Raw genomic sequence first — 23,697 nt, 5'->3', positions numbered from 1 at the left:
GCATGTTGGTGCGGCTGAGTCCGGGGTCGGGCCGTTGGATCGTGTTCGTGGTGTTGGCGGGGCGGTGTGCGGGCCTGTCCTCCTTGGGGCATAGATGGGGCCTTTCTGCGTGCCTGGGGGTACTGAGGGGGGTCCGCATGGTGGGGGAGTGGGGGTCATCCTGGGTGTGGATGTTCGGGGGGCGGTCGGGGCCTACGCTGCCCGGCATGCGGCGTCTCGACCTTGTGGTCGCCATCGTCCAGCCCATTGTCGTGTGGGGTCCCGCGGTGCTGTTGGCCGGTGCGCTCGGGCTGGTGGGCGGCTGGGCCGTGCGTGAGCGGCGCAGGGCTTCCGCGCTTTCGGAGCGGGTGCGGGTACAGCGGGAACTGCTGGCCGCGCAGCGGGCCGAGTTGGATCGGGCGGTGCCGGCCGGGGAGCGGCAACTGATCGCGGGGGAGGTGCACGAGGTGGTGGCGCACGTGGTGTCGGTGATGACGCTGCGCGTCGGCGGGGCGCGGCTGGTCATGCGTCGTGATCCCGAGCAGGCCGAGGCCGCGATGCGCGAGGCCGAGGACGCCGGCCGGCTGGCCGTGGCGGAGTTGCGCCGCCTGGCGGCGCTGCCACGGCCTTCGGAGCGGACCGATGGGGATTCCGCGGGCTCCGGTGAACCGCCGCCCGGGCCTTCAGAACGGCCGTGGACCGACCTCGCGCGGGCCCGGGAGCCGTTGCCGGGGCTCGCGGACCTGCCCCGGCTGGTCGCGGAGGCCGAGGCGGGCGGCCTGGCCGTACGGCTCGGCGTGGCCGGAACGCCGCCGCCGCTGTCGCCGATGTTCGAGGTGTCGGTCTGCCGGATCGTGCAGGAGGCGCTGGCCAACGCCGTACGGCACGGCGCGGCCCGCACCGCCGAGGTGTCGCTGCGCTGGTGCTCCGGCGCGCTGGACCTGCTCGTCCGGGACCATGGCACGGCCAGGGCCGAGACCGTGACCCCCGGCCGGGGACTGGCCGGAATGGCAGAGCGGGCCGCGCTCTTCGGCGGCACCCTGTCGGCCGCCGCGCACCCCGCAGGCGGCTTCGAGGTACGCGTCCGCCTGCCGGCCCCCGGATCGGGACCCGGCGGTGGCGAGGTCAGTCGGCCTCGTTGAGCCCGATGGAGAAGGCCGCCTCCAGGTCGTGCTTGGAGTAGGTGCGAAACGCCAGGTGCGTCTCGGTGTGCCGGACGCCCACGACCTTGTTCAGCTTGCCGGGCACCAGGTCGGCGACCTGCTCGTAGGCGCGCACCCTGATCATGGCCATCAGGTCGAACTCGCCGGTGATGGAGTAGACCTCGCTCACCCCGTCGATGTCGGCGATCTCCTTGGCCACCTGCGGGATCCGGTCGACCTCGGCCTTGATGTGCACGATCGCGGTGACCACGAGCCCCTCCTTCGGTGACCTGCCGGCGTGGCCCCCACCCTATCGCGCGAGCCGATCACCGCAGCGGACGCCCCTCCCGCTCACTGTGCTGCCGCAGTGCCTGGTAGGCCCGCTCGATACGGCCCCGCAGCCGGGCCGCCCCCCAGGCGGGCATGCTCCACCCGTCGTCGGCCTGCACCAGGCGGACCCCCGGCGACTCCAGCCAGCGCAGGATGCACTCGGTCTCCTCGGCGGTGGCCGCCGGAGTGGGCCCGGGGCCGGGGCGTACGGTCTCGGCGGTGGCCACCAGGGCGTCGACGAAGGGGGTGGGGTGCGCGCCGCGCGGCATCACCCCGGCGGCGGCGAGCCTGCCGTACCGGACGACGTGGATGTCCCAGCCGCCGCCGAAGGCCGGGCTCGCGGCCACGAGCTGGGGCAGCCGGGTCAGCGACCGCAGGCGCTGCATGCGCGCGGCGGCGCGGATGTAGGCGGCCAGCCGGTCGCGGTCGGCGGCGGCCTCCTCGTAGCGCTGCTCGACCGACAGCCGCTCCATCCGGGCCTGTACGGCCGCGTAGACCGCCGAGGCGTCGTGCTCCATCGCGCGGCGCACCGCCTCGGCGTGTACGGCGTAGCCGGCCTGACTCTCCCGCCCCTCGCAGGGCGCGCCGCAGCGGCCGAGCTCGGCCAGCGCGCAGGCCGAGCGGGAGGGCCGCAGGCCCAGCCGCTCGGTGCAGCGGCGCAGCGGGATCGCCTCGTGCAGGGCGCTCCTGGCGTCTTCGGCGGCTCGGCCGCTGCCGAAGGGCCCGAGGTAGGCCGCCTGGTCGTCGCGGACCTCACGGACGATCGACAGCCGCGGGAACGGCTCGTCGGTGAGCTTGAGCCACACCGCCCGCTCCGGAAAGCGGGAGCGGCGGTTGTAGCGCGGTTTGCCCGCGGCGATCAGCCGCAGCTCCCTGACCTCGGCCTCCAGCCCGGTGGCGCACACGATGGTGCGGACCCGCTCGGCGATGCCGATCATCTCGCGGATCCGGCGGCGGGTCTCGCTCGCGGTGAAGTAACTGCGCACCCGGGTGCGCAGGCTGCCGCTCTTGCCGATGTACAGCGCCTCGCCGTGCTCGTCCTCGAACACGTAGACGCCCGGCGCGGCGGGCACCGTGTCGGCCAGGTGCCGCTTGCGCCGCTGCTCCGGCGTGGGGGCGCGGACGAACCCCTTCAGCTCCTCCAGGGTGTGCACGCCGAAGGAGCCCGCGCGTTCGAGCAGGGCGTGCAGCACGTCGGTGGTGGCCCTGGCGTCGGCCAGGGCCCGGTGGGACGGCTCGGTCGAGCTGCGGAAGATCCGGGCGAGCGTGGACAGCTTGCAGTTGGGCGCCTCGTCGCGGGTGAGCACCCGCCTGGCCAGGTCGGCGGTGTCGACCACCGGGTTGGCCGGCGGCGGATATCCGTGCGCCGCGCACGCCGCCTTGATGAAGCCCATGTCGAAGGGGGCGTTGTGGGCCACCAGGGTGGCGCCCTTGATGAACTCCAGGAAGGACGGCAGCACCGAGGCGAACTTCGGCGCCGCCGCCACCATCGCGTCGGTGATGCCGGTCAGCACCGCGATGAACGGCGGAATCGGCCCGCCGGGATCGACCAGCGTGGCCAGCTCGCCGACCACCTGACCGCCGAGCACCTTGACCGCCCCGATCTCGGTGATCGCATGCTCGGCGGCCGAGCCTCCCGTCGTCTCCAGGTCGAACACCACGAATGTCACCTGGTCGAGTGGCGTGCCCAACTCGTCGAGCGCGCCCTGCACAGCGATCTCCACGCTCTTGACCATAAGGGCGGCCACCGACATATTCCCGGATTCAACGGTTTCGGATTCACGGCTGCGCCTGCCGCAGGCGGCCGGCCCGGATGCCGCGCGGCAGCGCCTCGGCGGTCAGCGCGACGGCCGCGAACGCGACCACCAGCGCCGTCCCGGCGACCAGGGCGACCGCCCGAGGGACGGTTCGTACAGCAGCGGCGGCGTGCTCGGCGCGGTCGCGAACTCCGGGACGCGCGGCAGCGCCACCCGCGCGGCGACCTGCGCCAGACGCCCGGCCGCGACCCAGACCTCGAACCGCGCGCCGGGGGCGATGCCCAGGGCGGGCTGCCCTGAGTACCGGCCGGCGCGGCGAGGCATCGCCTAGCCCGGCGTCACGAATCCGTCACGATCTCCGCTCGCCCGGAAGGGGGCCACCAGCCCGGGGACGGCCAGGTCGGCCAGATCCACCGCCGCCGCCTCGGCGGCGTCGTGGACGGTGTAGGAACCGTGCCCGGCGGCGGTGGTGGCGACCAGGGTCGCCAGGCCGGCGCGGCGCTGGAAGACCGACTGGCGGAAGTGCCAGCCGATGATCCCGGTACGGTCCAGTGCGATGGTGCGGCGCACCGCCGTACCGGACCGGGTGACCAGGTGGCGGCCGGTGAGACCGTGCCCGAGCCCCCGGTAGGCGTCGGCGGCGAAGTACGCGGCGGCCGGTACGGCGGCGGCCGGGACCGCCCACGCCCACCACGGCACCCAGGCGAACACCGCGTCCAGCGCGGCCGTGGCCACGGCGAGCAGCACCACCGCGAACCCGGCCCAGCGCATCCGCCGGGCGCGCGCGGCCTTCGGATGCGCACGCAGCGCGGGGTGCTCGCCCGGGGAGATCTCCTGGGCGACCCGCAGGGCCTCCGCCAGCGGGACCGGCGGGGTCAGCGTGTCGGCGCGTTCGGTCTCCTTGTCGTTCTTGGACAGGCCGGTGACGACCGCCTTGACCCGCGCGCCGCCGCCCCAGCGCAGCAGCAGCGGCCGGGACAGCTCGACGCCGCGCAGCCGCCGTTCGGTGAGCGTCAGGGAGCGGGTGGTCAGCAGCCCCCTGCGCAGCCGCAGGGTGCCGCTCGGCTCGCGGTCCAGCCGGTAGTGCCACCACGACTCGACGAACAGCGCGACCGCGCCGGCCGTCCCGACCAGCAGGTTGGCCGCCACCAGCAGCATGATCAGCAGCCATGCCGGGATCACGCTCAGCCGGTCCCAAAGGCCACCGAGGGCGTCGAGGGAGAACAGCTCCACGCCGATGATGTCCAGCGCCCGGTGGGCCACGCCCACCAGGACGGCGCCGCCGACGAACGCCCACACGGTCAGCGGGGCGTAACGGATCCACGCCCAGCGCAGTTCGGCGATGGGGGCGTCGGCCTGCGGCGTGCCGTCCGGCTCCGGGCTCCGGTGCAGCAGTGTGCGGCGCAGCCGGTCGGCATCGGCCCGCCCTACCGGGTCGAGCGTCAGCTCGGCCTTGTCGTCGCCGGCCCGCTCGCCGGTGCCGACCTTGACCACCGCCAGGCCGAGTACGCGGCGAACCGGGTCGGCGGTGACGTCCACCGTGCGGACCCGGTCCCTGGGGATGGAGCGGTGCTCGCGCACCATGATCCCCGAGCGCAGTTCCACGCGCTCGCCGGTGATCCGGTACGTCGTGGCGCGCCAGCGCAGCACGTCGTAGATCACCACCCCGATGATGATCAGCACCGTCGCCCCGGCGTCGGCGGCGACCACCAGGCGCAGCGCCACGTCCTGGTCCAGCAGCACCTTGGTCAAGACCGTGACCAGCGGGACGACCAGCGCCATCGACATCACCGCGGAGGCCAGGAAGGTGCGCCGGTGCAGGCGCAGCCACTCGTCGCTCATGTGGCGTCCCCCGGCGTGCGCTGGGTGATCTCGGTGAGCCGTTCGACCAGCCCGGCGGCGAGCGCGTGGTCCAGGCCCTCGATCTTGATCGCGCCCGCCGACGACGCCGTGGTCACCGTCACGTCGGAAAGCCCGAACAGCCGCTGCAACGGACCGCGTACCGTGTCCACCGTCTGGATGCGCGACATCGGCGCGATCCGCCACGACCGGAACAACCACCCCGAGCACGTGTAGACCGCCTCGTCCGTCACCTCCCAGCGGGAGAAGCGGTAATAGGCCCGCGGCCACACCAGCGCCAGCGCGAGCAGCGCCACGACGAACCCGGCCGCCACCGCGGCCGGCCACAGCGGCCGGTCGGTGAACAGCACGTACGGCACGCCCACGGCCACCGCGGCCACCAGGACCCCGATCAGTCCCTGCACGGTCCACCAGGTGACGGCCCGCCGGTCGGCCCGGTTGCGCGGGGGTCGCAGATCCATCCGCTCAGCCCTCCCCGCGGCCGGACGTCCTGCCCACCGCACGCGCGGCGGCGCACAGCGCCACGCCCAGCACGCCGACCACGATGCTGGCGAAGATCTCGTAGCCGTCCAGCGCCGCGATGTGGTTGACCAGGAACCAGCTCGGTGTGGAACTGCCCAGCAGGTTGTTGAGCGCCCCGCCCACGGCCTGGACGATGCACAGCACCCCGGCGACGTCGAGTATCACTTTCATGCACCCGACGATCGCGGACCGCGCCGCCGCGCCGCTTCGGCCGGAGGGCGTCCGTGCCATCGACTTTGGTAGCTGTCGCGGCATCCGTTCGGCCACGTAACCTGCACGTCAGGATGACTGAGTATCGCTGGCTGCTGCCCGCGGCCCTGATCGGCACCCTGGAGGAGCGCCCGGGGCGGCCCGTGCGGCGCACCCCCCGTGACTGGGCCGTGGACATCGCCATGTTCCTGCTGGCCTGCCTGATCACCCTGATCTTCCTGGGCGACCTGAAGGGCCGGCCGGCGGAGATGGTGTTCGCCGAGCAGATCCTGGGGGCGCTGTCGTGCGCGGTGCTCTGGCTGCGCCGCAGGTGGCCGGTCGGGCTGGCGCTCACGCTCGCGCCGCTGTCGGCGTTCTCGCTGCTCGTCTCGGGGCCGCTGCTGATCGTGGTCTTCACGGTGGCGGTCCACCGGCCGTTCCGGTACATCGTACTGATCATGGTGCCGCACCTGCTGGCCCTGCTGCCCTACGCCTGGCTGCACCCCGACCCCGAGTTCGGCGTCGCCGGGACGGTCATCGTGGCGGCGCTGGTCTACCTGGTGCTGATCGGCTGGGGGATGCTCACCAGGTCCCGGCGGCAGCTCATGTTCACCCTGCGCGAGCGTGCCGACCAGGCGGCCGAGCGGGCCCGGCGGCTGGAGCGCGAGCGGATCGCCAGGGAGATGCACGACGTGCTGGCCCACCGCCTGACGCTGCTCAGCCTGCACGCGGGAGCGCTGGAGTTCCGCAAGGACGCCTCCGCCGAGGAGATCGCCACGGCGGCCACCGCGATCAGGTCCGGCGCGCACGAGGCGCTCCAGGACCTCCGGGAGGTCATCGGCGTGCTGCGCTGGGACCGGCAGGGCGCGGCCCCCGAGCCGCCGCAGCCGACGATGGCCGACCTGAACGGGCTGCTCGAGGCGTCGCGGAAGGCCGGGATGGAGGTACGGCCCGCGCTGCGCGTGCCCGGCGAGCCGGAGGTGCCCGTGGCGCTCGGCCGTACGGTCTACCGGGTCGTGCAGGAAGGGCTGACCAACGCGCGTAAGCACGCCCCCGGCGTGCCGGTGACCGTCGCCGTGGACGGCGCGCCCGGCCCCGGGCTGACCGTCGAGATCCGCAACCCGGTGCGTACGGCCGGCCGCCACATCGTCATCCCCGGCAGCGGCACCGGGCTGATCGGCCTGGCCGAGCGGGCCGGGCTGGCCGGGGGGCGGCTGGAGCACGGTACGCGCCCCGATGGTGACTATGTGCTGCGCGCCTGGCTACCGTGGCCCTCATGAGCGCTCCCGCCGACCCCATCAGCGTCCTGATCGTGGACGATGACGCCCTGGTGCGCGCCGGGCTGTCCATGATCCTCGGTGGCGCGCCGGACATCGCCCTGGTCGGCGAGGCCGCCGACGGCGACGAGGTGCCCGCGATGGTCGCCAGGCACCGCCCCGACATCGTGCTGATGGACATCCGGATGCCCAAGCTCGACGGGCTGGAGGCGACCGAACGGCTGCGCGCCGCGCCCCGGCCGCCCGAGGTCGTCATCCTGACCACCTTCCACGCCGACGTCCAGGTGCTGCGCGCGCTGCGCGCCGGGGCCGCGGGCTTCCTGCTGAAGGACACCCCGCCGGGCGACCTGGTCGAGGCGATCCGCCGGGTCGCGGCCGGTGAGCCCATCCTGTCGCCCATCGTGACCAGGCAGCTCATCGACCACGTGGCCGATCCCTGGGCGGGCGACCGCCGGTCCCGCGCCCGCGAACTGCTCGACCGGCTGAGCGGACGCGAGCGCGAGGTGGCGCTCGCCGTCGGCAGGGGCGGCTCCAACGCCGAGATCGGCGCCGAGCTGTTCATGAGCGTGGCCACCGTCAAGGCGCACGTCTCGCGCGTCCTCACCAAATTGGAACTTAACAATCGCGTCCAGATCGCCCTGACCGTTCACGACGCAGGTCACGTCTAGGTCATGTGCGTCCCTGTGCCGGACCAAGCCAGTTGCGTGACGGCCGTACCCTTGTCGGATAGACGTTTTTTCTGGAAGGGTGCCTGACGAGGGCTGAGGGGACATGGGATGAGTTCAGCCGATGAGGGCCTGTCTCGTCCGCTGCCCGAACAGGTGAGGGGCCATGTGGTCGATCTCGCGGCCCAGGTGCTCGGGACGATCCCGGTCCCGGCCGTGCCCGCGCCGCTGCGCGGGATAGCCAAGTTCGAGCCCCGCAAGCGCGCCAGGCTGGGCGGTGCCGCGATAGCCGCGCAACTGGAGACCGACAAGAAGTTCCGCGAGGTCGTCGCGGAGACGCTGGCCGCGGGCTGGCCCGAGCTGGTCTCCAGTCTGGCCGAGGGCACGGTGCCGCCCGCCGCCGATCCGGTGCTGGTCGCCACCGCCGCCTACCTGACCCGCCCGCCCGGCTGGCCGGACATGGTGGAGTCCGCGCGGGCCGACCTCGCCCGCTCCGCCGCCGCCGCGGAGGGCTCCGCGCACGAGCAGACCATCGCGCGGCTGCGCGAACAGCTCGCCGGCCAGAAGGCGGTGGCCAAGGAGGAGATCGACCGCGTCCGCGAGCAGCTCAGGTCGGCCCGCGCCGAGATCGCCGACCTGCGCCGCAAGCTGCACGACGCGCGGGAACGCGCCAAGGCCGCCGATGCCCGGGCGGCCGGGCATGAACAGGCCGCCGAGGAGGCGCGGGCCGCGCTCGCCTCGGCGGGCAGCGCGGCCGAGACCGAGCTGCGCCGTACACGCGAGCGCCTGACGGAGGCCGAACGCCAGCTCGAAGCGGGCCGCCGGTCCGCCCGCGAGGGCCGCAGCGCGGAGGACACCCGCGTGCGCGTGCTGCTGGACGCCCTCCAGGACGCGGCGGCCGGGCTGCGCAGGGAGCTGGCGCTGCCCTCGACGATCAGCCGTCCGGCCGACACGGTCAACGCGGTGTCGCCGGACCGGCCGGGGGTGCGCGCCGTCCCGGCCCGCGCCCTTGCCGATGACGACCCGGCGCTGCTGGACCAGTTGCTGGCGCTGCCGCAGGTCCATCTGATCATCGACGGCTACAACGTCACCAAGACCGGCTACGGCACGCTCACCCTGGCCGACCAGCGCGGCCGGCTGCTGACCGGCCTCGGCGGGCTGGTCGCGCAGACCAGGGTCGAGGTGACCTGTGTCTTCGACGGGGCCGAGCTGAACGGCCCGGTGCCGGTCACCGCGCCGCGCGGCGTGCGGGTGATGTTCAGCGCCCCCGGCCAGATCGCCGATGACCTGATCAGGCAGCTCGTGCGGGCCGAGCCGGCGGGCCGGGCCATCGCCGTGGTGTCCTCCGACCGGGAGGTCGCCGAGTCGGTGCGGCGGATGGGCGCGCGCCCGGTGCAGTCGTCGCTGCTGCTGCGCCGCCTCGGTCGCGCTTGAAGGACCCCAATCACGGCGAAAACGTGAGCCACACCTGCATAATTCTGTACTATTTCGCCCCAAGTCCGGAAACGTAAAGATTTGGGTTGGTGCAGGTGAGGGTTGTGCGGATTCCCGTCGCCGCGGGAGTCATTGTGGCCGCGTTGACCGTACCGCTCGGCGGGTCCGCCGTCGCCGATCCGAGACCGACCATCCAGCAGGCCAAGGCGAAGCTGGCGAAGCTCAACGACGAGGCGGACAAGGTCGTCGACCGCTACAACGCGGCGACCGAGCGGCAGAAGAGCGCCAAGAAGAAGTACCAGCGGCTCAAGGACGAGTACGCCAAGCAGAGCGGCACCGTGGACGGCCTGCGCCGCCAGCTCGTCGGCATGGCCGTCACCGCCTACCAGGGCGCCGATCTGAGCACCTGGCCGGGCATGATGGGCCAGCAGGACCCGGCGGCCATGCTCGCCGGCCTGGCCTCGATCAGCCAGCTCTCCGCGTCCCGCTCCCAGTCGCTGACCGCCTTCGACTCGGCCACCCGCGACCTGGTGCGCAAGCGGGACGCCGCCAAGAAGGCCCTGGGTGAGACCGAGAAGGTGCTCGACGAGGTCAAGGGCGAGAAGAAGAAGGTCGAAGGGCTGGTCAAGGAGCAGACCAAGCTGCTGCGCCGGCTCGGGGCCTACCGCAACGGCGACCCGAACAGCCCGGGTGTCAAGTACACCGGCAGCGCCTCGGGCAACGCCCGCCAGGTGCTCAGCTTCGCCTTCGCCCAGATCGGCAAGCCGTACCGGTACGGCGGGACGGGCCCGGGCGGGTACGACTGCTCAGGGCTCACCCAGGCGGCCTGGCGCTCCGGTGGCGTGTCGCTGCCCCGGACCACCTGGGAGCAGTGGCGCTGGGGGGCGAGCCGGAAGGTCTCGATGGACGCCCTGCAGCCCGGCGACCTGCTGTTCAGCCACGGGCTCGGCCATGTCGGGATTTATGCCGGCAACAATAAGATGGTCCACGCGCCGCAGACGGGCGACGTCATCAAGGTCGTCAGCCTCGGCTCCTACGGCCTTGGTCGCTTCGTCGGAGCCATCCGCCCTTGATCGTGCCCGGTCGCGCGGGGGTGCCGCCGGCGCCCCCGCTGCGCCGTTCCTGGCGGCTCTCGCCGGGAGTGACGAGAGTCTGCACAGGCGCATGGCGGGCGTGGTAAGTTGAAGACGTTGCAGTTGTGGTACCCATAAGATTACTTGTGCACCTGACGCGTTGTGACAGCTCAGGTGCTTTTCTTTTTCCGGGCGTCTCCGGATGGGGGTCATCGCGGCGACACGGGGTTCGCACGGTGCGGGCTTCGTCTCTGCACCTGTCAGAAGGAGAAACGACATGAGCACTACCGGAACCGTGAAGTGGTTCAACTCGGAAAAGGGCTTCGGCTTCATCGAGCAGGACGGCGGCGGCGCCGACGTCTTCGCTCACTACTCCAACATCGTGTCCCAGGGCGGCTACCGTGAGCTGCACGAGGGCCAGCGCGTGGCCTTCGACATCACCCAGGGGCAGAAGGGCCCGCAGGCGGAGAACATCGTCCCCGCCTGACACCGGGTCGGACGGCGGGCCGCGCGAGCGTGCCCGCCGGGTAGATCACGGCCAGGTCGCACGAGCGGCCTGGCCGTTTTCTTTTGCCCTCTTTCAGGGCCTCGGCCCCCGGCGCGGTGGGCCCCGATGATCGAGCGGGCATCGCCGGCCAGGGCGATGTAGATCAGCCCGAAGCGGTCGGCCGCCACTCCGGGGAGGAGGCCGATCGTCCGGCTCCTCCAGGCGCGCTCTGGCCGCTACGAGGCCGCAGGGCGGCACGGGCCGCTCATCGTCGCTCTGGACGGCCTTGGGTGGCAGCCCTGTCAGGACGGTGCCTTGCTCTCGCTCGCGGTGTGGCCGAGGTCGTGGTACCTGCTCGAACGGCGGCGGCTCGCGCGGGACGCGGCCTCTGGTGACAGCGAGGGCGGCCTCCATGGCGTCGCGCTCCCTCGGGTGGTCGTCCGGGACGCCCGCGTGGACGGCCCGCTCGTACGGCTTTCCGGTCCGCTCGATGCGGCCTCCCGCCGGCACCCGGTCGCCCTGTCGTCGCTCCTGTTCGGTGGGACTTCCAGTGGGACTGGAGCCTAGCACGGCTTACCGCGCCCTTTGCGGAGTTCGCGAAAAACGCCTCTCGTGACGGGAGTGAAGATCGTGAGCCACGGTGGCCATATGTGATCTCTGTTACATGATTCACCGATATGTGAGCAGTGTCACATCGGGCGCCGGGAACCCCATGTGGCGCGGGGGATTCGAGAGATCAACGAGGGCCTTTTCGATCTCCGCGCTTTGTCGGCCCTTTGCCGGAATATGGCGATGGGAGTACCTTCTCGCATCGCGGCGAACATGCCAAGTCGCCGCACGACATCGGCCCGGATCCGCCGGTGTCGTTTTCTGAATGGCGAGATCCGCTTGGTCACCGCCCGTCCGCCGCGACGCGTGCCGTACCCCCCGATTCCGGGTGGTGACCCTGCCGAATCCATGCAGACATGAGGCATGGAGCCGGGGACCCAATGGGCCCGTCCCGCACCGAGCGTTTCGCTGCGGGAAACGGCCTGGGGTGAATCGGCGCATGAGCGCCGTAGGGCGAACTTCCCCGCCCGAATCCGTCAGCTAACCCGGTAGGCGTTCGTGGAAGAGTTGAGGAGCGATCCTGTCCGCATCCGTGTATGATTCACGGCCGTCTCACCGTGTCCGCCTTTCCCTCGGCGGCGCGGCCCTCACCGTCACCGCCTCGGTGGTGACGATGTCGCTGCAGGCCACTGCGGCGGAGGCGACGGCCGCCATCGAACCGACCGCCATGCAGACCGACCCGGCGGAAACGCCGTCCCCCGCCGAGGCGGAGAGCGAGAATTCCGCGGTGCCGGCGGCCAAGAAACTCAGCAGGGCCGCCACACAGCGGATCAAGGCCGCCAAGGCCGTTTCGGTGGCCAAGAAACAGGTCGGCGACCCCTATCGGTGGGGAGGTAGCGGCCCCAGCGCCTTCGACTGCTCTGGCCTCGTTCAGTTCAGTTGGAAGAAGGCCGGAGTGCGTCTTCCCCGGGTGACGTACAGCCAGTACACCCGTATCAAGAAGAAGGTGTCCTTCAAGAACCTGCGCCCGGGAGATCTTCTGTTCTTCCGCGGTAAGGGACACGTCGGCATGTACGTCGGCGACGGCAAGATGGTCCACTCGCCGAGCAGCGGAAAGACGGTCCGCGTCGAGAAGCTGAGCGGCTGGCGCAAGGCGAGTTTCAGCGGCGCCGTACGGCCGGGCCTTTAGTTCCGGCGGCGCTTTTTCCGGAGACCGCCGACGCGAAGGCGGCCCCGTCCTTCCGTTCCCCTCCGGTGGGACGGGGCCGCTTTTTCGTGATCGACGGTGATCACCCGCATTTCTCCGCAATCGTGGAAATCCGGCGCGGCGGCAAAGACCTGGACCCGCCGTGGAGACGCTTCCATCCGCTTGAATAGGCTCCACTGCCGGCCGGCGGACACGGCGTGGACGCGCAAGTGTGGCCCCGCGACCGGCCGATCCTGGAGAATGCGCTACTAGATGTGGCGCCGGCGGGGGGAGTGGCTGACGTGCGGGGGTTGCGCGCGGCATGGGCCGCACTGGTGGTGCTCGGCCTGGCTCTCGCCGGGATCGTCGCGGTGACGACGCCGTGGCGGGCGCTGCCGCCGGGCGCGCCCGAGGTGGCCGCCGATCCGGCCCGTGACTTCACCGCGGCGGAGATCGCCCGGTCGCAGGCGTTCGACGCGGCGCTCAGCGCGCCCGCCTATCTGTCCCTCGCGCTCGGGCTGGTCTTCGCCGTGGTGCTGGTGGCGACGCCGTTCGGGGCGCGGGTGGTGGGCCGCGTGCCCGGTCCCTGGTGGGTCAAGGCGGTGGGCGGCGTGGTGGCGCTCACGGTGGTGGTGGAGCTGCTGCGGTGGCCGCTCGGCGTCTGGTCGGAGACCTACCTCCGCGAGTACGGCCTTTCCACGCAGACCTGGCTGTCCTGGAGCGCCGACCGGCTGAAGAACACCGCCGTGAGCACGTTGCTCACCGCGCTCATGGTGGTCGTGCTGATCGCGCTGGCGCGGCGGTTCGCCCGTTGGTGGATTCCGGCGGCCCTGGGCGCGTTCGCGCTGACGCTGGCCGCCTCGTTCGTCTACCCCGTCGTGGTGGAGCCGATCTTCAACGACTTCCGGCCGATGCAGGCCGGGCGGTTGCGCGATGACCTGCTGGCCATGGCCGGCCGCGACGGCGTGCCGGTGGACGACGTGCTGGTCGCCGACGCCTCCCGGCGTACCACGGCGCTCAACGCGTACGTGTCCGGGTTCGGCGCGACCCGCCGCATCGTCGTCTACGACACGCTGCTCAAGGCCCCGGAGAACGAGATCGAGCTGATCGTGGCGCACGAGCTGGGTCACGCCGAGCGCGACGACGTCCTTTCCGGCACCCTGATCGGCGGCCTCGGCGCGGCCTGGGGTGTGATCCTGCTCTACCTGGTGACCTCGGCCGGCGCGCCGCGCCGCCGCGCCGCCGTGCCCTCGATCGCCGACCCCCGGGCGGTCGGCCTGCTGATGGGCCTGATGAGCCTGGCCGCCTTCCTGTCCGGCCCGGGCCAGAACCTGGTCAGCAGGCACATCGAGGCCAGGGCCGACGTCCACGCGCTGGACCTGACCCGCGACCCGGGCACGTTCGTGGCGATGCAGCGGCGGCTGGCGCTCACCAACATCGCCGACCTCGACCCCGACCGGTTTGAATACCTGCTCTACTCCTCCCACCCCACGGCTCCCCAGCGGATCGCCGCCGCCCGTTCGTGGGCGCTGCGCGATCGTGTGCCGGAGCCATGACGCCGCCCGGCCTACGGCCGGAGCCCAACGGCGCCGCCCGGACGCTGATCGTCACCAACGACTTCCCGCCCCGGCCGGGCGGGATTCAGGCGTTCGTCCACGGGCTGGCGATGCACCGCCCTCCCGGCTCCGTGGTCGTCTACGCGCCGCGCTGGCCCGGGTGCGAGGCGTTCGACGGCCGCCAGCCGTACCAGGTCGTGCGCCACCCTGGCGCGCTGATGCTGCCGCTGCCCGCCGTGGCCCGCCGGGCGGCCGGGCTGGTGCGGCTGCACGGGATCGAGACGGTCGTGTTCGGCGCTGCCGCGCCGCTCGGGCTGCTGGCCCCGGCGCTGCGCGCGGCCGGGGCCAGGCGGGTCGTCATGCTCACCCACGGCCACGAGGCGTCGTGGGCGCGGCTGCCGGGCCCCCGGCAGGTGCTCGCGCGGATCGGCGCGCACGCCGACGTGGTGACCTACCTGGGCGAGTACACCCGGGGCCGGCTGGAGCGGGTGATCGACCCCGGCAAACTGGCCAGGCTCACCCCGGGCGTGGACACGACGGTGTTCCGTCCGGGCGCCGGTGGGGCCGAGGTGCGCAAACGGCTCGGGCTGTCCGGGCGTCCAGTGGCGGTGTGCGTGTCGCGGCTGGTCCCGCGCAAGGGCCAGGACGTGCTGGTACGGGCCTGGCCTCGGGTGCTGCGGGCGGTCCCCGACGCCGTGCTGCTGCTGGTCGGCGGCGGTCCGGGCCGCAGGGCGCTGGAGCGGTCCGCGGCGCGGCTCGGCGGGTCCGTGCGGTTCACCGGGCCGGTGCCGTGGACGGCCCTGCCCGCCCACTACGACGCGGGCGACGTCTTCGCGATGCCCTGCCGCACCCGGCTGGGCGGCATCGACGTGGAGGGGCTCGGCATCGTCTACCTGGAGGCGTCCGCGACCGGGCTGCCGGTGATCGCGGGCTCCTCTGGCGGCGCGCCCGACGCGGTACGGCACGGCGAGACCGGCCTGCTGGTGGACGGCACATCGGTGGAACAGGTCGCCGCCGCGCTCGTCGAGCTGCTGAGCGACCGGGGCAGGGCCCGGGCGATGGGCGACCAGGGCCGGGCCTGGACCACGCGCGAGTGGTCCTGGCCCCTGGTGGCCGGCCGGTTCGCCGAGCTGCTGGCCCCGTGAGCGGCGCCCGCGCTCAGGAGCGGGTGTCGACGTACAGCTCGTCGATCTCCTTGGCGAACTCCGCCATCACCACGTAGCGCTTGATCGACTGCTTGGGGGTGACGTGCCCGGTCTCCTCGGTGAGCTCGATCGGCAGCACCGCGAACTTCTTGATCTGCTCGGCCCTGGACACCACCCGGTTGGCCTCGTCGATGGCGTTCTGGACCTCGGCGAGGACGGCGGGGTCGGCGCTCAGATCGGCCAGCGTGGCCGAGGCGCGGCCGTTGACGCTCTTCCACTGCTCCAGCGCCTCGGCGTCGAGGGTGACCAGGGCGGCGATGAACGGCCGGTCATCGCCCACCACCAGCGCCTGGCTGACCAGCGGGTGGGCGCGGATGCGGTCCTCCAGCGGAGCCGGGGCGACGTTCTTGCCGGCCGCGGTGACCAGGATCTCCTTCTTGCGCCCGGTGACGCGCAGGTAGCCGTCGGCGTCGAGCTCGCCCACGTCGCCGGAGTGGAACCAGCCCTCCTCGTCGATCACCTCGGCGGTGGCCTCGGGGTTGTTCCAGTAGCCGTCGAAGACGTGCCGGCCCTTGATCAGGATCTCGCCGTCGTCGCCGATGCGGATGGTCACGCCGGGCAGCGGCTTGCCCACCGTGCCGATCTTGTTGCCGCCGGGCATGTTGACCGTGGAGGGGGCGGAGGTCTCGGTCAGGCCGTACCCCTCGAACACCTCGATGCCCACGCCCCGGAAGAAGTGGCCGAGCCGCTCGCCGAGCGCGGAGCCGCCGGAGACCGCCATCGTCATGTTGCCGCCGGTGGCGGCGCGCAGCTTGCCGTACACCAGCCGGTCGAACACCGCGCGGCGCAGCCGCAGCCCGAGACTCGCGCCGCCGGAGCTTTCCGCGCGGCTCCAGGCGACCGCGCTGTCGGCGGCCAGCTTGAAGATCTTGCCCTTGCCGTCGGCGGCGGCCCGCTGCACCGCGCTGTTGTAGACCTTCTCGAACACGCGGGGCACCGCGAGCAGGAAGCTCGGCTTGAATGACTGCAGGTCGGGGGCGACCGCGCGCAGGTTGGGGGAGTGGCCGATGACCGTCCCGGTCTCGATCAGCACGATCTGGATGATCCGCGCGAGGCTGTGCGCCAGCGGGAGGAAGAGCAGCCCGGAGCGGTCGGGCGCCTCGAACATCTGCTCCAGCGGTCCCGCCGCCACGTTGCGCGCGGTGAACAGCAGGTTGTCGTGGGTGAGCCGGCAGCCCTTGGGCCGGCCGGTGGTGCCGGCGGTGTAGATGATCGTGGCGAGGTCGGCGATGCCGCGCGAGGTGCGGCGCTCCTCCAAGGTCTCGTCGGTGACCTCGGCGCCGGCGGCGGTCACCTCGCCGAGCGCGCCGTCCTCCACGCACCACAGGTGCGCGACGGCGGGCAGCTCGTCCTCGACCTCGCGCACGGTGTCGCGGTGGTCGGTCAGCTCCACGAAGACCGCCCTGGCGCCGCTGTCGGCGAGGATCCACTTGATCTGGTCGGCCGAGGAGGTGTCGTAGATGGGCACGCTGACCGCGCCCGCCGCCCAGAGCGCGTAGTCGATGACCGCCCATTCGTAGCGGGTGCGCGACATCAGCCCGACCCGGTCGCCGGGGGTGATGCCCATGGCGATCAGCCCCTTGGCCAGCGCCGCCACCTCGTCACGGAACTCCCTGGCGGTCACCGCCGACCAGCCGTCGCCGTCCTTGCGGCGGATCATCACGGTGCCGGGCTGCTGCTCGGCCCGCTCGAACACCGTGTCGGTGCAGTTGGCGGCCGGGGGGACGTCCACCAGCACCGGGACGCTGTACTCGCGCACGGGACACTCCTTGCGGCGCATGTCGATCGATGGCTGGGACGCTACCGCGATAAGTTACGTGTGGGTAGGGCTCGAAACCCACGCGTTACCAACGATGCACCCCACGCTACCAGTGCATGCCCGAAGGCCCGGGGAACGCGCCGCACCCGCCCCCGGCGGCGCTCGCGCGGCTGATTAGGATGTCGGCCATGCGGGTCCATGTCGTCAGCGATGTGCACGGGAGGGCCGATGCCCTGGCCCGCGCGGGAGACGGCGCGGACGCCCTGATCTGTTTGGGCGACCTCGTGCTGTTCATCGACTACGCCGACCACTCACAGGGCATCTTCCCGGAGCTGTTCGGCGCGGACAACGCCGCCCGCTACGTCGGGCTGCGCACCGCGGGCCGGTTCGATGAGGCCCGCGTCATGTCGGCCGGGCTGTGGGCGTCGCTGGACGGCGATCCCGGCGAGCACATCGAGCGGATGGTCGACAAGCAGTACGCGGAGCTGTTCGCGGCCATGCCGACGCCCGCCTACATGACCTATGGCAACGTCGACGTGCCGCGCTTCTGGGCGGGCCACGCCCGCGACGGGCACCACATCCTGGACGGCGAGCGGGTCGAGATCGGCGGGCTGACCTTCGGGTTCGTCGGCGGCGGGCTGCGCACGCGCTACCGCACCCCCTACGAGATCGACGATGAGGAGTACGCGGCGAAGGTGGCCGCCGTGGGCCAGGTGGACGTGCTGTGCGCGCACATCCCGCCGGCCGTGCCCGAGCTGCTGTACGACGTGGTGGCCCGGCGGTTCGAGCGGGGCAGCGAGGCGACGCTCCAGGCGATCAAGGAGACCCAGCCGAAGTACGCGCTGTTCGGCCACGTCCACCAGCCGCTGGCCGCCCGGACCAGGATCGGCCGCACCGAATGCATAAATGTCGGGCACTTTCGGGCCAGACGCACACCCTATGCCCTGGAGTGGTGACTATGTGATGCATCGGGGGAACGAGTACGGTTAGCCCATGGCTGATCGCACCACCTCCAGCATCACGATCGCCGCGGACCGGTCGGCCGTCATGGCGGTGATCGCCGACTTCGCCGCCTACCCGGAGTGGGCGGGTCAGGTGAAGTCCGCGCAGGTCCTTTCCGCCGACGCGGCCGGACGGCCCGCCGAGGTGAGGTTCACGCTGGACGCCGGGGTGATCAGCGACTCCTACGTGCTCGCCTACGACTGGCACGATGACGAGGCGGTCGGCTGGCGCATCGCCGAGCCCGGGGCCATGGTGTCCGGGCTGACCGGCGGCTACCGGCTGGCCGCGGCCGGCGGCGGCACCAAGGTGACCTACGAGCTGGCCGTCGAGCTAAAGGTGCCGATGATCGGCATGATCAGGCGCAAGGCCGAGAAGGTCATCGTGGACACCGCGCTGAAGGGGCTGAAGAAGCGCGTCGAGGCGGCATGACGCGGGCGCGCGCCGCGAAGGTCACCTGCGGGTACGGTTCGAGTCAGGAGGCCTTGAATGACTGAGAACCGTGACATTGACGGCGGCAGGGGTGCGGAAGATCCGTGGAGCGCCGTCGTGGACCAGGTCGGCGATGCCGCCGATGCCGCCGAGCCCGGTGTCCCCGAACCTCGGGACGCCGGGAGTGCGGAGTGGGACGAACGGGCCGAGGCGGCCCGGCGGGCGGCCTGGGAGCGTGAGGTCGAGCGGGCCAGGGCCGAGGGCCGCGATCCGCTCACCGTGGTGGCGCGCGAGGCCAGGCGGCTGCTCGACTCCCTCCAGGACCGCGCCGCCCGCGAGATCGGCCGCGGCCTGCTGTGGGGCACCAGGAAGGGCATCGGCAAAGGCATCGGCCAGGTGTTCGGCGGGGGCGGCGGGCAGCGCGGCGAGCGCGACGTCTGGGAGGAGGCGATCTATGCGCACGAGGACGGCTACATCTGCCGATCCTGTCCTGTCTGCCGGGTGATCGCCGCGCGCCGCGAGGCCGGGCAGAACACGAACGCGGGCGTCGGCACCGACATCGCCGACCATCTGGTGGCGGCCGGCGGCGAGCTGGTCACCGCGCTGCGCGAGGCGGTGGACGCGCTGGCGCGCCCGGCGCCCCCGCGCAGGCCCAGAGACGACCGGGACGCCCCCGGCGACCGTGGGGAGCACAACGACCTGGGCTGACCGCCCTTGGAGAGAGGCTGGCAGATGGCGCTGACCATTGGCGTGGACATCGGCGGGACGAAGGTCGCCGCCGGGCTGGTCGACGAGCACGGCGAGATCGTCGCCCAGACCCTGCGGTCCACCCCCGCCGACTATCCCGACCAGGTGGCGCAGACCATCGCCGAAGTGATCAAGGAGCTGGCGCACGGGCACCAGGTGGAGGCGGTCGGCCTCGGCGCGGCCGGGTTCGTCGATGAGACCCGTTCGATCGTGCGCTTCGCCCCCAACCTGGCCTGGCGCGAGGAGCCGCTGCGCGAGAAGGTGGCCGCCCTCGTCGGCCTGCCCGTCGTGGTGGAGAACGACGCCAACGCGATGGCCTGGGCCGAGGCCAGGTACGGCGCGGGCCGCGGGGAGAGCCACATCGTGTGCGTCACCGTCGGCACCGGCATCGGCGGCGGCATCGTGCTCGGCGGCGAGCTGTACCGGGGCCGGTGGGGGATGGGCGCGGAGATGGGCCACATGCAGGTGGTCCAGCGCGGACGCCTGTGCGGGTGCGGCAATCTCGGCTGCTGGGAGCGCTACGCCAGCGGCAGCGCGCTGGTCGAGGAGGCCAGGGTGATCGCGGCCGGCGAGCCGCGGCGCGCCGCCACGCTGCTGGAGATGGCCGGCGGCTCGCCCGCCGACATCGAGGGGGAGGAGGTCACCGAGGCCGCCAGGGCGGGCGACGACGCGGCGCTGTCCGCCTTCGCGAGCATCGGCCACTGGCTCGGCCAGGGCATGGCCGACATGGCGGCGGTGCTCGACCCGGGCTGTTTCATCCTGGGCGGCGGCGTGTCACGGGCGGCGGACCTGTTCATCGACCGGGTCAGGGAGTCGTTCACCCGCGCGCTCACCGGCAGCGGGCACCGCCCGGTCGCCGACATCCGGCTCGCCGAACTGGGCGCGTCGGCCGGGCTGGTGGGCGCGGCCGACCTCGCCCGGCGCCGATGAGCATCACCCGATGCGCCGGTTCTGACCGGGAACGACGGCCCTGTCCGGTAGCGGTCAGGGTGCTGGCCGGGCCGGCGCGCCCCGAACTACCCTGCGCTGCATGACGATCAGGGTCGCGACGTACAACGTGCACGGGATGCGCGACGACGTCCCGGCGCTGGTCCGGGTGATCCGGGCGACCCGGCCGGACATCCTGTGCGTCCAGGAGGTCCCCCGGCGGTGGTCCTGGCGGCGCAAGCGCGCCCGGCTCGCCGCCGAGACCGGGATGATCGTGGCGGCCGGCCGGCGGCGCGGCGGTACCGCGGTGCTGACCGGCCCCGACGTGCGGGTGCTGCGCGCCGAGACCCACCTGCTGCGCTTCTACTTCTTCCTGGAGCGCAGGGCGACGGCGATCGCGGTGGTGGAGTCGGGCGGGCTGCGCGTCGCGGTCGCCTCGGTGCACCTGGACCTGCACGTGGCCGCGCGCGCCCGGCACGCGGAGGAGGCGGTGACGCTGCTGGAGGCGGCGGCCGAGCCGTACGGCGCGGCCCTCGTACTGGCCGGCGACATCAACGAGCAGGCCCACCAGGACACCTTCCGTCACCTGGCGGGCCGCCTCGCCGACTGCTACGCCCGCGCCCCGCGCGGCGAGGGGATGACGTTCAGCGCCAGGCGGCCGGCCAAGCGGATCGACGCGGTCTTCGCCGGCCCCGGCCTGTCGATCGTGTCCTGCGGCGGGGTGGACGCCGATCCCGCCGACCTCGCCGCCGCCAGCGACCACCTGCCGGTCGTGGCCGAGCTGCGGGCCTCCTGACCGCCCGCGCGACCATCTCGATACATGACCCTGGCGAACCGTCGCTGAGCAGGGAACTTGAGGCGGAAAGGGTCATTCATACTGATGTGACACCTGTCCTTGACGAGGCGGATGTCCACACGGGTGAGAGCATCCCCGTACGATTCTGACTATGACCAGCCGCTCACTGCGGCGCGTGGTGGTGACGGGCGCGGGAGCGGCGCTCCTCGCCGGGCTCGTCCTTCCTGGCACGTCGGCCGCCTACGCGCACGCCGATCCCACGCGCCCGCCCGCGCTCGCCGAGTCCTGGCTGCGGACCGAGCGCGTGCGGCTGCAGGGCGACAGCTCCCTCGCCGACGTGGCCGGGCTGTCGAGCACGGACGTCTGGGCGGTCGGCCAGCAGGAGATCTGGGACGCCTGGGAGAACCGCGGCGCGATCGCCCACTGGGACGGCCGGGCGTGGACCCAGGTGGGCATCCGCAACGACGACACCGGCGCCGGATACCTGCGCTCGATCGCCGCCGCAGCGGCGAACGACCTGTGGACGGTCGGCGCCGGGCACGACGGCCTGCCGTACGTCGCGCACGGCGACGGCTCCGGCTTCGACCGGGTGGGCGTCGACCAGCTTCGGGCCAGCGACTGGCTGGCGGGCGTCGCGGCCGTGCCGGGGCGGATGGCCACGGTCGGCAGCCGCGACCGCAAGCCGCTCATCGTCACCCGCACCGGCGCGACCTGGCGGGTGGAGTCCATGCGCGAGGAGGGCACCCTGTACGGCGTGTCGCTCACCGCGAAGGGCGACGGCTTCGCGGTCGGCGACGCCGAGGGCAGGCCGCTGATCATGCGCCAGTCCGGCGGCGGGGCCTGGAAGAGGGTCGCGGTGCCGCGCATCCGCGGCGGCTACCTGCGCGACGTCCACAGCGACGGGCCCAAGCGGGCCCTGGCGATCGGCGGCGTCTACCGCGGTTCGGGCGAGATCTCCCCGCTGGTGCTGTCCTGGAACGGCAAGCGCTGGTCCCAGGTGAAGCTGCCCGACGGCGACGCACGCCTGTACGGCGTGACCGGCGACGGCAAGGGCACCTTCTGGATCTCCGGCCACGACCCCGGCCGCCCCGGCGAGGCGTTCCTGCTGCGACACCAGGGCAAGCACACCGACATCGTGCGCGGCGAGTCCACCGGGTCGCCGCGGACCATGCGGCTACAGGCGGTGAGCCACCTGCCGGGCACCGACGACACCGTGTGGGCGGTGGGCCACGTCATCGACGACAAGGACGCCTACACCGACGTGGTCGAGCGGTTCGGCCCCAAGAGCCCCAAGGCGCTCGACGGCGAGCCCTCGGCCGGCGCGACGCCCGCCACCAGGTCATAGGACCGCCTGAGGGCGGTCAGATCACCGCGCCGTCGTCCCAGCCGGAGCCGCCCGGCGGGCCGTCGCCCTTGCGCACCACCAGCATCACGAACCCGCCGACGAAGGCCGCGACCGCCGCGAACAGCGCCCAGCTCTGCAACTCCCAGCCGAGCAGCACGGCCAGCAGCAGATAGGCGGGACCGCCGAACAGGGCGGCCCAGGCGATCCGCGTGGAGGCGTCGGCCTTGGGCAGCGGCGGCGGGAGCGGGGGGACGTAGTGTCCCTCCTCGTCTTCGGCCGGGGCGCCGGCGGCGTCAACGGCGTCGGCCGCGTCGGTGAGATCACCGTCGGGCGCCGCCCCATCGGCGTCGCCCCCCGTGCCCGGCTCGTCGCCGTCGTGCCCGAGAGGCCGCCTGGCGGGCTCGGAGGGAAGGTTCTCGCTGTCCGGCCAGGGGTGATCCTCCGCGGAGTCCGCGGACGGCTCGTTGAACGAGGCGACGATCTGCCGCCAGACCTCGTCCTCGTCGCTCTGGGGCGTCACGTAGTGGGCCTGTCAGTCATCGAAGTCCCGTGCCTTCTTCCTCCCGAGGCCGCCACACCCATCGGGTCAGTCCCTCTGTAAGGGTACCGAGGCGTGCGTCCTGATGAAGTCCAGGCTCCCCGCGAAGATCTCGCCGGCGTCGTTGTCGAGCGTGGCGACGTGGTAGCTGTCGGCCAGCTCGACGACGGTCAGGTTGCCGCCGGTCAGGCGCTCGCGCAGGAGCCTGACGCTGGTGGGTTTGACGACGTGGTCGTCCGGGCTGTGAAAGACCAGCAGCGGCTGGGTGACCAGGTCCAGCCGCGACCGCACGAGCGACCACAGCCGGGGCAGGGTCGCCGCCGCGCGCACCGGCGTGCGCGCGTAGGCGAGCTCGGTCGCACCCGCTTTCTTGATGTCGCCCGCCACGCCCGCCACCGAGGGGATGACCAGCTTCAGCACCGGGGCCAGGCGCAGCAGTGGCACATCGACCGTCAGCGACGGGTTGACCGCGACCACGCCGCGGACCGCCGCGCCGTGTACCTGGGCCAGCCGCAGCGCCAGGCACGCGCCGAGCGACAGGCCCGCCACGAACACCTCCGCGCAGCGCCCCAGCAGGTCGGCGAAGGTCTTGTCCAGCTCCGCGTACCAGTCCTCCCAGCGGGTGCGGCTCATTTCCTGCCAGGTGGTGCCGTGGCCGGGGAGCCTCGGCAGGGCGACGGTGAGGCCCGCCCCCGCCAGATGCTCGGCCCAGGGCCGCAGCGACTGCGGTGTGCCGGTGAATCCGTGACAGAACAGCACGCCGACGGGGCCTTCGTCACGGTGGTACGGCTCGGCGCCGGGCAGCACGGGCATCGCGCTCCCTCCTTCGGCGGTTCGCCCGATCGTCGCATGAGACACGCTGGTTTGGGGAGAGGAACGCCGGTTTGGCGGTGAGACTTCCCGGCCGGAAGATGGGAAGATGGCTGCCCTACCGTACCGGCGC

The 23,697-nt window shown here is 72.6% G+C and carries 25 protein-coding genes and 1 riboswitch; of the genes, 16 read left to right on the top strand and 9 right to left on the bottom strand.

Annotation, left to right across the window (positions count from 1 at the left end):
• Nucleotides 1–206 precede the first annotated feature (206 nt).
• Entirely contained in the window at nucleotides 207–1,121 is a 915-nt protein-coding gene (locus ACH34R_RS01815; RefSeq protein WP_397559515.1) for a sensor histidine kinase, read from the top strand.
• Here ACH34R_RS01815 and ACH34R_RS01810 read toward each other — a convergent pair.
• The 6 genes from ACH34R_RS01810 to ACH34R_RS01785 all read right to left on the bottom strand — a co-directional run bounded on the left by ACH34R_RS01810 (nucleotide 1,105) and on the right by ACH34R_RS01785 (nucleotide 5,761).
• Nucleotides 1,105–1,392, bottom strand: a complete 288-nt coding sequence (locus ACH34R_RS01810) for an Lrp/AsnC family transcriptional regulator (protein ID WP_111165682.1) — start codon at nucleotides 1,390–1,392, stop codon at nucleotides 1,105–1,107. The genes ACH34R_RS01815 and ACH34R_RS01810 overlap by 17 nt on opposite strands.
• Before the next feature lie 55 nt (nucleotides 1,393–1,447).
• On the bottom strand, nucleotides 1,448–3,187 hold the full coding sequence (locus ACH34R_RS01805) for a DEDD exonuclease domain-containing protein (protein ID WP_397559795.1): 1,740 nt from the start codon (nucleotides 3,185–3,187) through the stop codon (nucleotides 1,448–1,450).
• A 102-nt stretch (nucleotides 3,188–3,289) separates the two neighbouring features.
• The gene (locus ACH34R_RS01800; protein ID WP_397559514.1) at nucleotides 3,290–3,532 is read right to left on the bottom strand and encodes a hypothetical protein; all 243 of its coding nucleotides are present in this window, start codon (nucleotides 3,530–3,532) and stop codon (nucleotides 3,290–3,292) included.
• Between the two features lie 3 nt (nucleotides 3,533–3,535).
• Nucleotides 3,536–5,050 (bottom strand): PH domain-containing protein, encoded by a 1,515-nt coding sequence (locus ACH34R_RS01795; RefSeq protein ID WP_397559513.1) that lies wholly within the window; start codon nucleotides 5,048–5,050, stop codon nucleotides 3,536–3,538.
• Nucleotides 5,047–5,529 carry a PH domain-containing protein gene (locus ACH34R_RS01790; RefSeq protein WP_397559512.1) on the bottom strand — a complete coding sequence of 161 codons (483 nt, stop codon included), beginning with the start codon at nucleotides 5,527–5,529 and terminating at the stop codon, nucleotides 5,047–5,049. The genes ACH34R_RS01795 and ACH34R_RS01790 overlap by 4 nt, the downstream gene beginning before the upstream one ends.
• Nucleotides 5,530–5,533: 4 nt before the next feature.
• A complete protein-coding gene (locus ACH34R_RS01785) occupies nucleotides 5,534–5,761 on the bottom strand; it encodes a hypothetical protein (RefSeq protein ID WP_111165675.1) in 228 nt (75 codons plus the stop codon).
• A gap of 113 nt (nucleotides 5,762–5,874) precedes the next feature.
• Between ACH34R_RS01785 and ACH34R_RS01780 the strand changes: the two genes are divergently transcribed.
• The 9 genes from ACH34R_RS01780 to ACH34R_RS01740 all read left to right on the top strand — a co-directional run bounded on the left by ACH34R_RS01780 (nucleotide 5,875) and on the right by ACH34R_RS01740 (nucleotide 15,151).
• Nucleotides 5,875–7,059, top strand: coding sequence for a sensor histidine kinase (locus tag ACH34R_RS01780; protein WP_397559511.1), 1,185 nt, complete (start codon nucleotides 5,875–5,877; stop codon nucleotides 7,057–7,059).
• The gene (locus tag ACH34R_RS01775; RefSeq protein ID WP_397559510.1) at nucleotides 7,056–7,724 is read left to right on the top strand and encodes a response regulator; all 669 of its coding nucleotides are present in this window, start codon (nucleotides 7,056–7,058) and stop codon (nucleotides 7,722–7,724) included. The genes ACH34R_RS01780 and ACH34R_RS01775 overlap by 4 nt, the downstream gene beginning before the upstream one ends.
• Nucleotides 7,725–7,832: 108 nt before the next feature.
• A complete protein-coding gene (locus tag ACH34R_RS01770; RefSeq protein WP_397559509.1) occupies nucleotides 7,833–9,155 on the top strand; it encodes an NYN domain-containing protein in 1,323 nt (440 codons plus the stop codon).
• Nucleotides 9,156–9,289: 134 nt separating this feature from the next.
• Nucleotides 9,290–10,228: an NlpC/P60 family protein gene (locus tag ACH34R_RS01765; protein ID WP_397559508.1), complete on the top strand. Its 939-nt coding sequence runs from the start codon at nucleotides 9,290–9,292 to the stop codon at nucleotides 10,226–10,228.
• 277 nt (nucleotides 10,229–10,505) lie between these two features.
• Complete coding sequence (locus tag ACH34R_RS01760; protein WP_111165672.1) at nucleotides 10,506–10,715, top strand: cold-shock protein; 210 nt, start codon at nucleotides 10,506–10,508, stop codon at nucleotides 10,713–10,715.
• A gap of 315 nt (nucleotides 10,716–11,030) precedes the next feature.
• Nucleotides 11,031–11,282, top strand: coding sequence for a hypothetical protein (locus tag ACH34R_RS01755; protein WP_397559507.1), 252 nt, complete (start codon nucleotides 11,031–11,033; stop codon nucleotides 11,280–11,282).
• Nucleotides 11,283–11,652: 370 nt separating this feature from the next.
• A riboswitch (cyclic di-AMP (ydaO/yuaA leader) is annotated at nucleotides 11,653–11,834 on the top strand.
• A 103-nt stretch (nucleotides 11,835–11,937) separates the two neighbouring features.
• On the top strand, nucleotides 11,938–12,453 hold the full coding sequence (locus ACH34R_RS01750; protein ID WP_397559794.1) for a C40 family peptidase: 516 nt from the start codon (nucleotides 11,938–11,940) through the stop codon (nucleotides 12,451–12,453).
• Between the two features lie 299 nt (nucleotides 12,454–12,752).
• Complete coding sequence (locus ACH34R_RS01745; RefSeq protein ID WP_397559506.1) at nucleotides 12,753–14,006, top strand: M48 family metallopeptidase; 1,254 nt, start codon at nucleotides 12,753–12,755, stop codon at nucleotides 14,004–14,006.
• Complete coding sequence (locus ACH34R_RS01740) at nucleotides 14,003–15,151, top strand: glycosyltransferase family 4 protein (RefSeq protein WP_397559505.1); 1,149 nt, start codon at nucleotides 14,003–14,005, stop codon at nucleotides 15,149–15,151. Before ACH34R_RS01745 ends, ACH34R_RS01740 begins: the two co-directional genes overlap by 4 nt.
• A gap of 13 nt (nucleotides 15,152–15,164) precedes the next feature.
• On the opposite strand, the gene ACH34R_RS01735 is transcribed toward ACH34R_RS01740, so the two are convergent.
• Nucleotides 15,165–16,970 (bottom strand): AMP-dependent synthetase/ligase, encoded by a 1,806-nt coding sequence (locus tag ACH34R_RS01735; RefSeq protein ID WP_397559504.1) that lies wholly within the window; start codon nucleotides 16,968–16,970, stop codon nucleotides 15,165–15,167.
• A 188-nt stretch (nucleotides 16,971–17,158) separates the two neighbouring features.
• Here ACH34R_RS01735 and ACH34R_RS01730 point away from each other — a divergent pair, with 188 nt between their 5' ends.
• From ACH34R_RS01730 to ACH34R_RS01705, 6 genes are all read left to right on the top strand, one after another.
• Nucleotides 17,159–17,926 (top strand): metallophosphoesterase, encoded by a 768-nt coding sequence (locus ACH34R_RS01730; RefSeq protein WP_397559503.1) that lies wholly within the window; start codon nucleotides 17,159–17,161, stop codon nucleotides 17,924–17,926.
• A 37-nt stretch (nucleotides 17,927–17,963) separates the two neighbouring features.
• The gene (locus ACH34R_RS01725; RefSeq protein ID WP_397559502.1) at nucleotides 17,964–18,401 is read left to right on the top strand and encodes an SRPBCC family protein; all 438 of its coding nucleotides are present in this window, start codon (nucleotides 17,964–17,966) and stop codon (nucleotides 18,399–18,401) included.
• 57 nt (nucleotides 18,402–18,458) lie between these two features.
• Nucleotides 18,459–19,109, top strand: a complete 651-nt coding sequence (locus ACH34R_RS01720; protein WP_397559501.1) for a hypothetical protein — start codon at nucleotides 18,459–18,461, stop codon at nucleotides 19,107–19,109.
• A 24-nt stretch (nucleotides 19,110–19,133) separates the two neighbouring features.
• On the top strand, nucleotides 19,134–20,078 hold the full coding sequence (locus ACH34R_RS01715; RefSeq protein ID WP_397559500.1) for an ROK family glucokinase: 945 nt from the start codon (nucleotides 19,134–19,136) through the stop codon (nucleotides 20,076–20,078).
• 100 nt (nucleotides 20,079–20,178) lie between these two features.
• Nucleotides 20,179–20,871, top strand: coding sequence for an endonuclease/exonuclease/phosphatase family protein (locus ACH34R_RS01710; RefSeq protein ID WP_397559499.1), 693 nt, complete (start codon nucleotides 20,179–20,181; stop codon nucleotides 20,869–20,871).
• Nucleotides 20,872–21,022: 151 nt separating this feature from the next.
• On the top strand, nucleotides 21,023–22,216 hold the full coding sequence (locus ACH34R_RS01705; RefSeq protein ID WP_397559498.1) for a hypothetical protein: 1,194 nt from the start codon (nucleotides 21,023–21,025) through the stop codon (nucleotides 22,214–22,216).
• A 16-nt stretch (nucleotides 22,217–22,232) separates the two neighbouring features.
• On the opposite strand, the gene ACH34R_RS01700 is transcribed toward ACH34R_RS01705, so the two are convergent.
• Nucleotides 22,233–22,736 (bottom strand): hypothetical protein, encoded by a 504-nt coding sequence (locus ACH34R_RS01700; RefSeq protein ID WP_397559497.1) that lies wholly within the window; start codon nucleotides 22,734–22,736, stop codon nucleotides 22,233–22,235.
• A 66-nt stretch (nucleotides 22,737–22,802) separates the two neighbouring features.
• Nucleotides 22,803–23,567: an alpha/beta hydrolase gene (locus tag ACH34R_RS01695; RefSeq protein ID WP_397559496.1), complete on the bottom strand. Its 765-nt coding sequence runs from the start codon at nucleotides 23,565–23,567 to the stop codon at nucleotides 22,803–22,805.
• Between the last annotated feature and the right edge of the window lie 130 nt (nucleotides 23,568–23,697).

Origin of the sequence: Spongiactinospora sp. 9N601, from assembly GCF_044326295.1 — a bacterium.
Lineage (GTDB): Bacteria > Actinomycetota > Actinomycetes > Streptosporangiales > Streptosporangiaceae > Spongiactinospora > Spongiactinospora gelatinilytica.
This window is presented reverse-complemented; position numbering and strand designations above follow the sequence as displayed.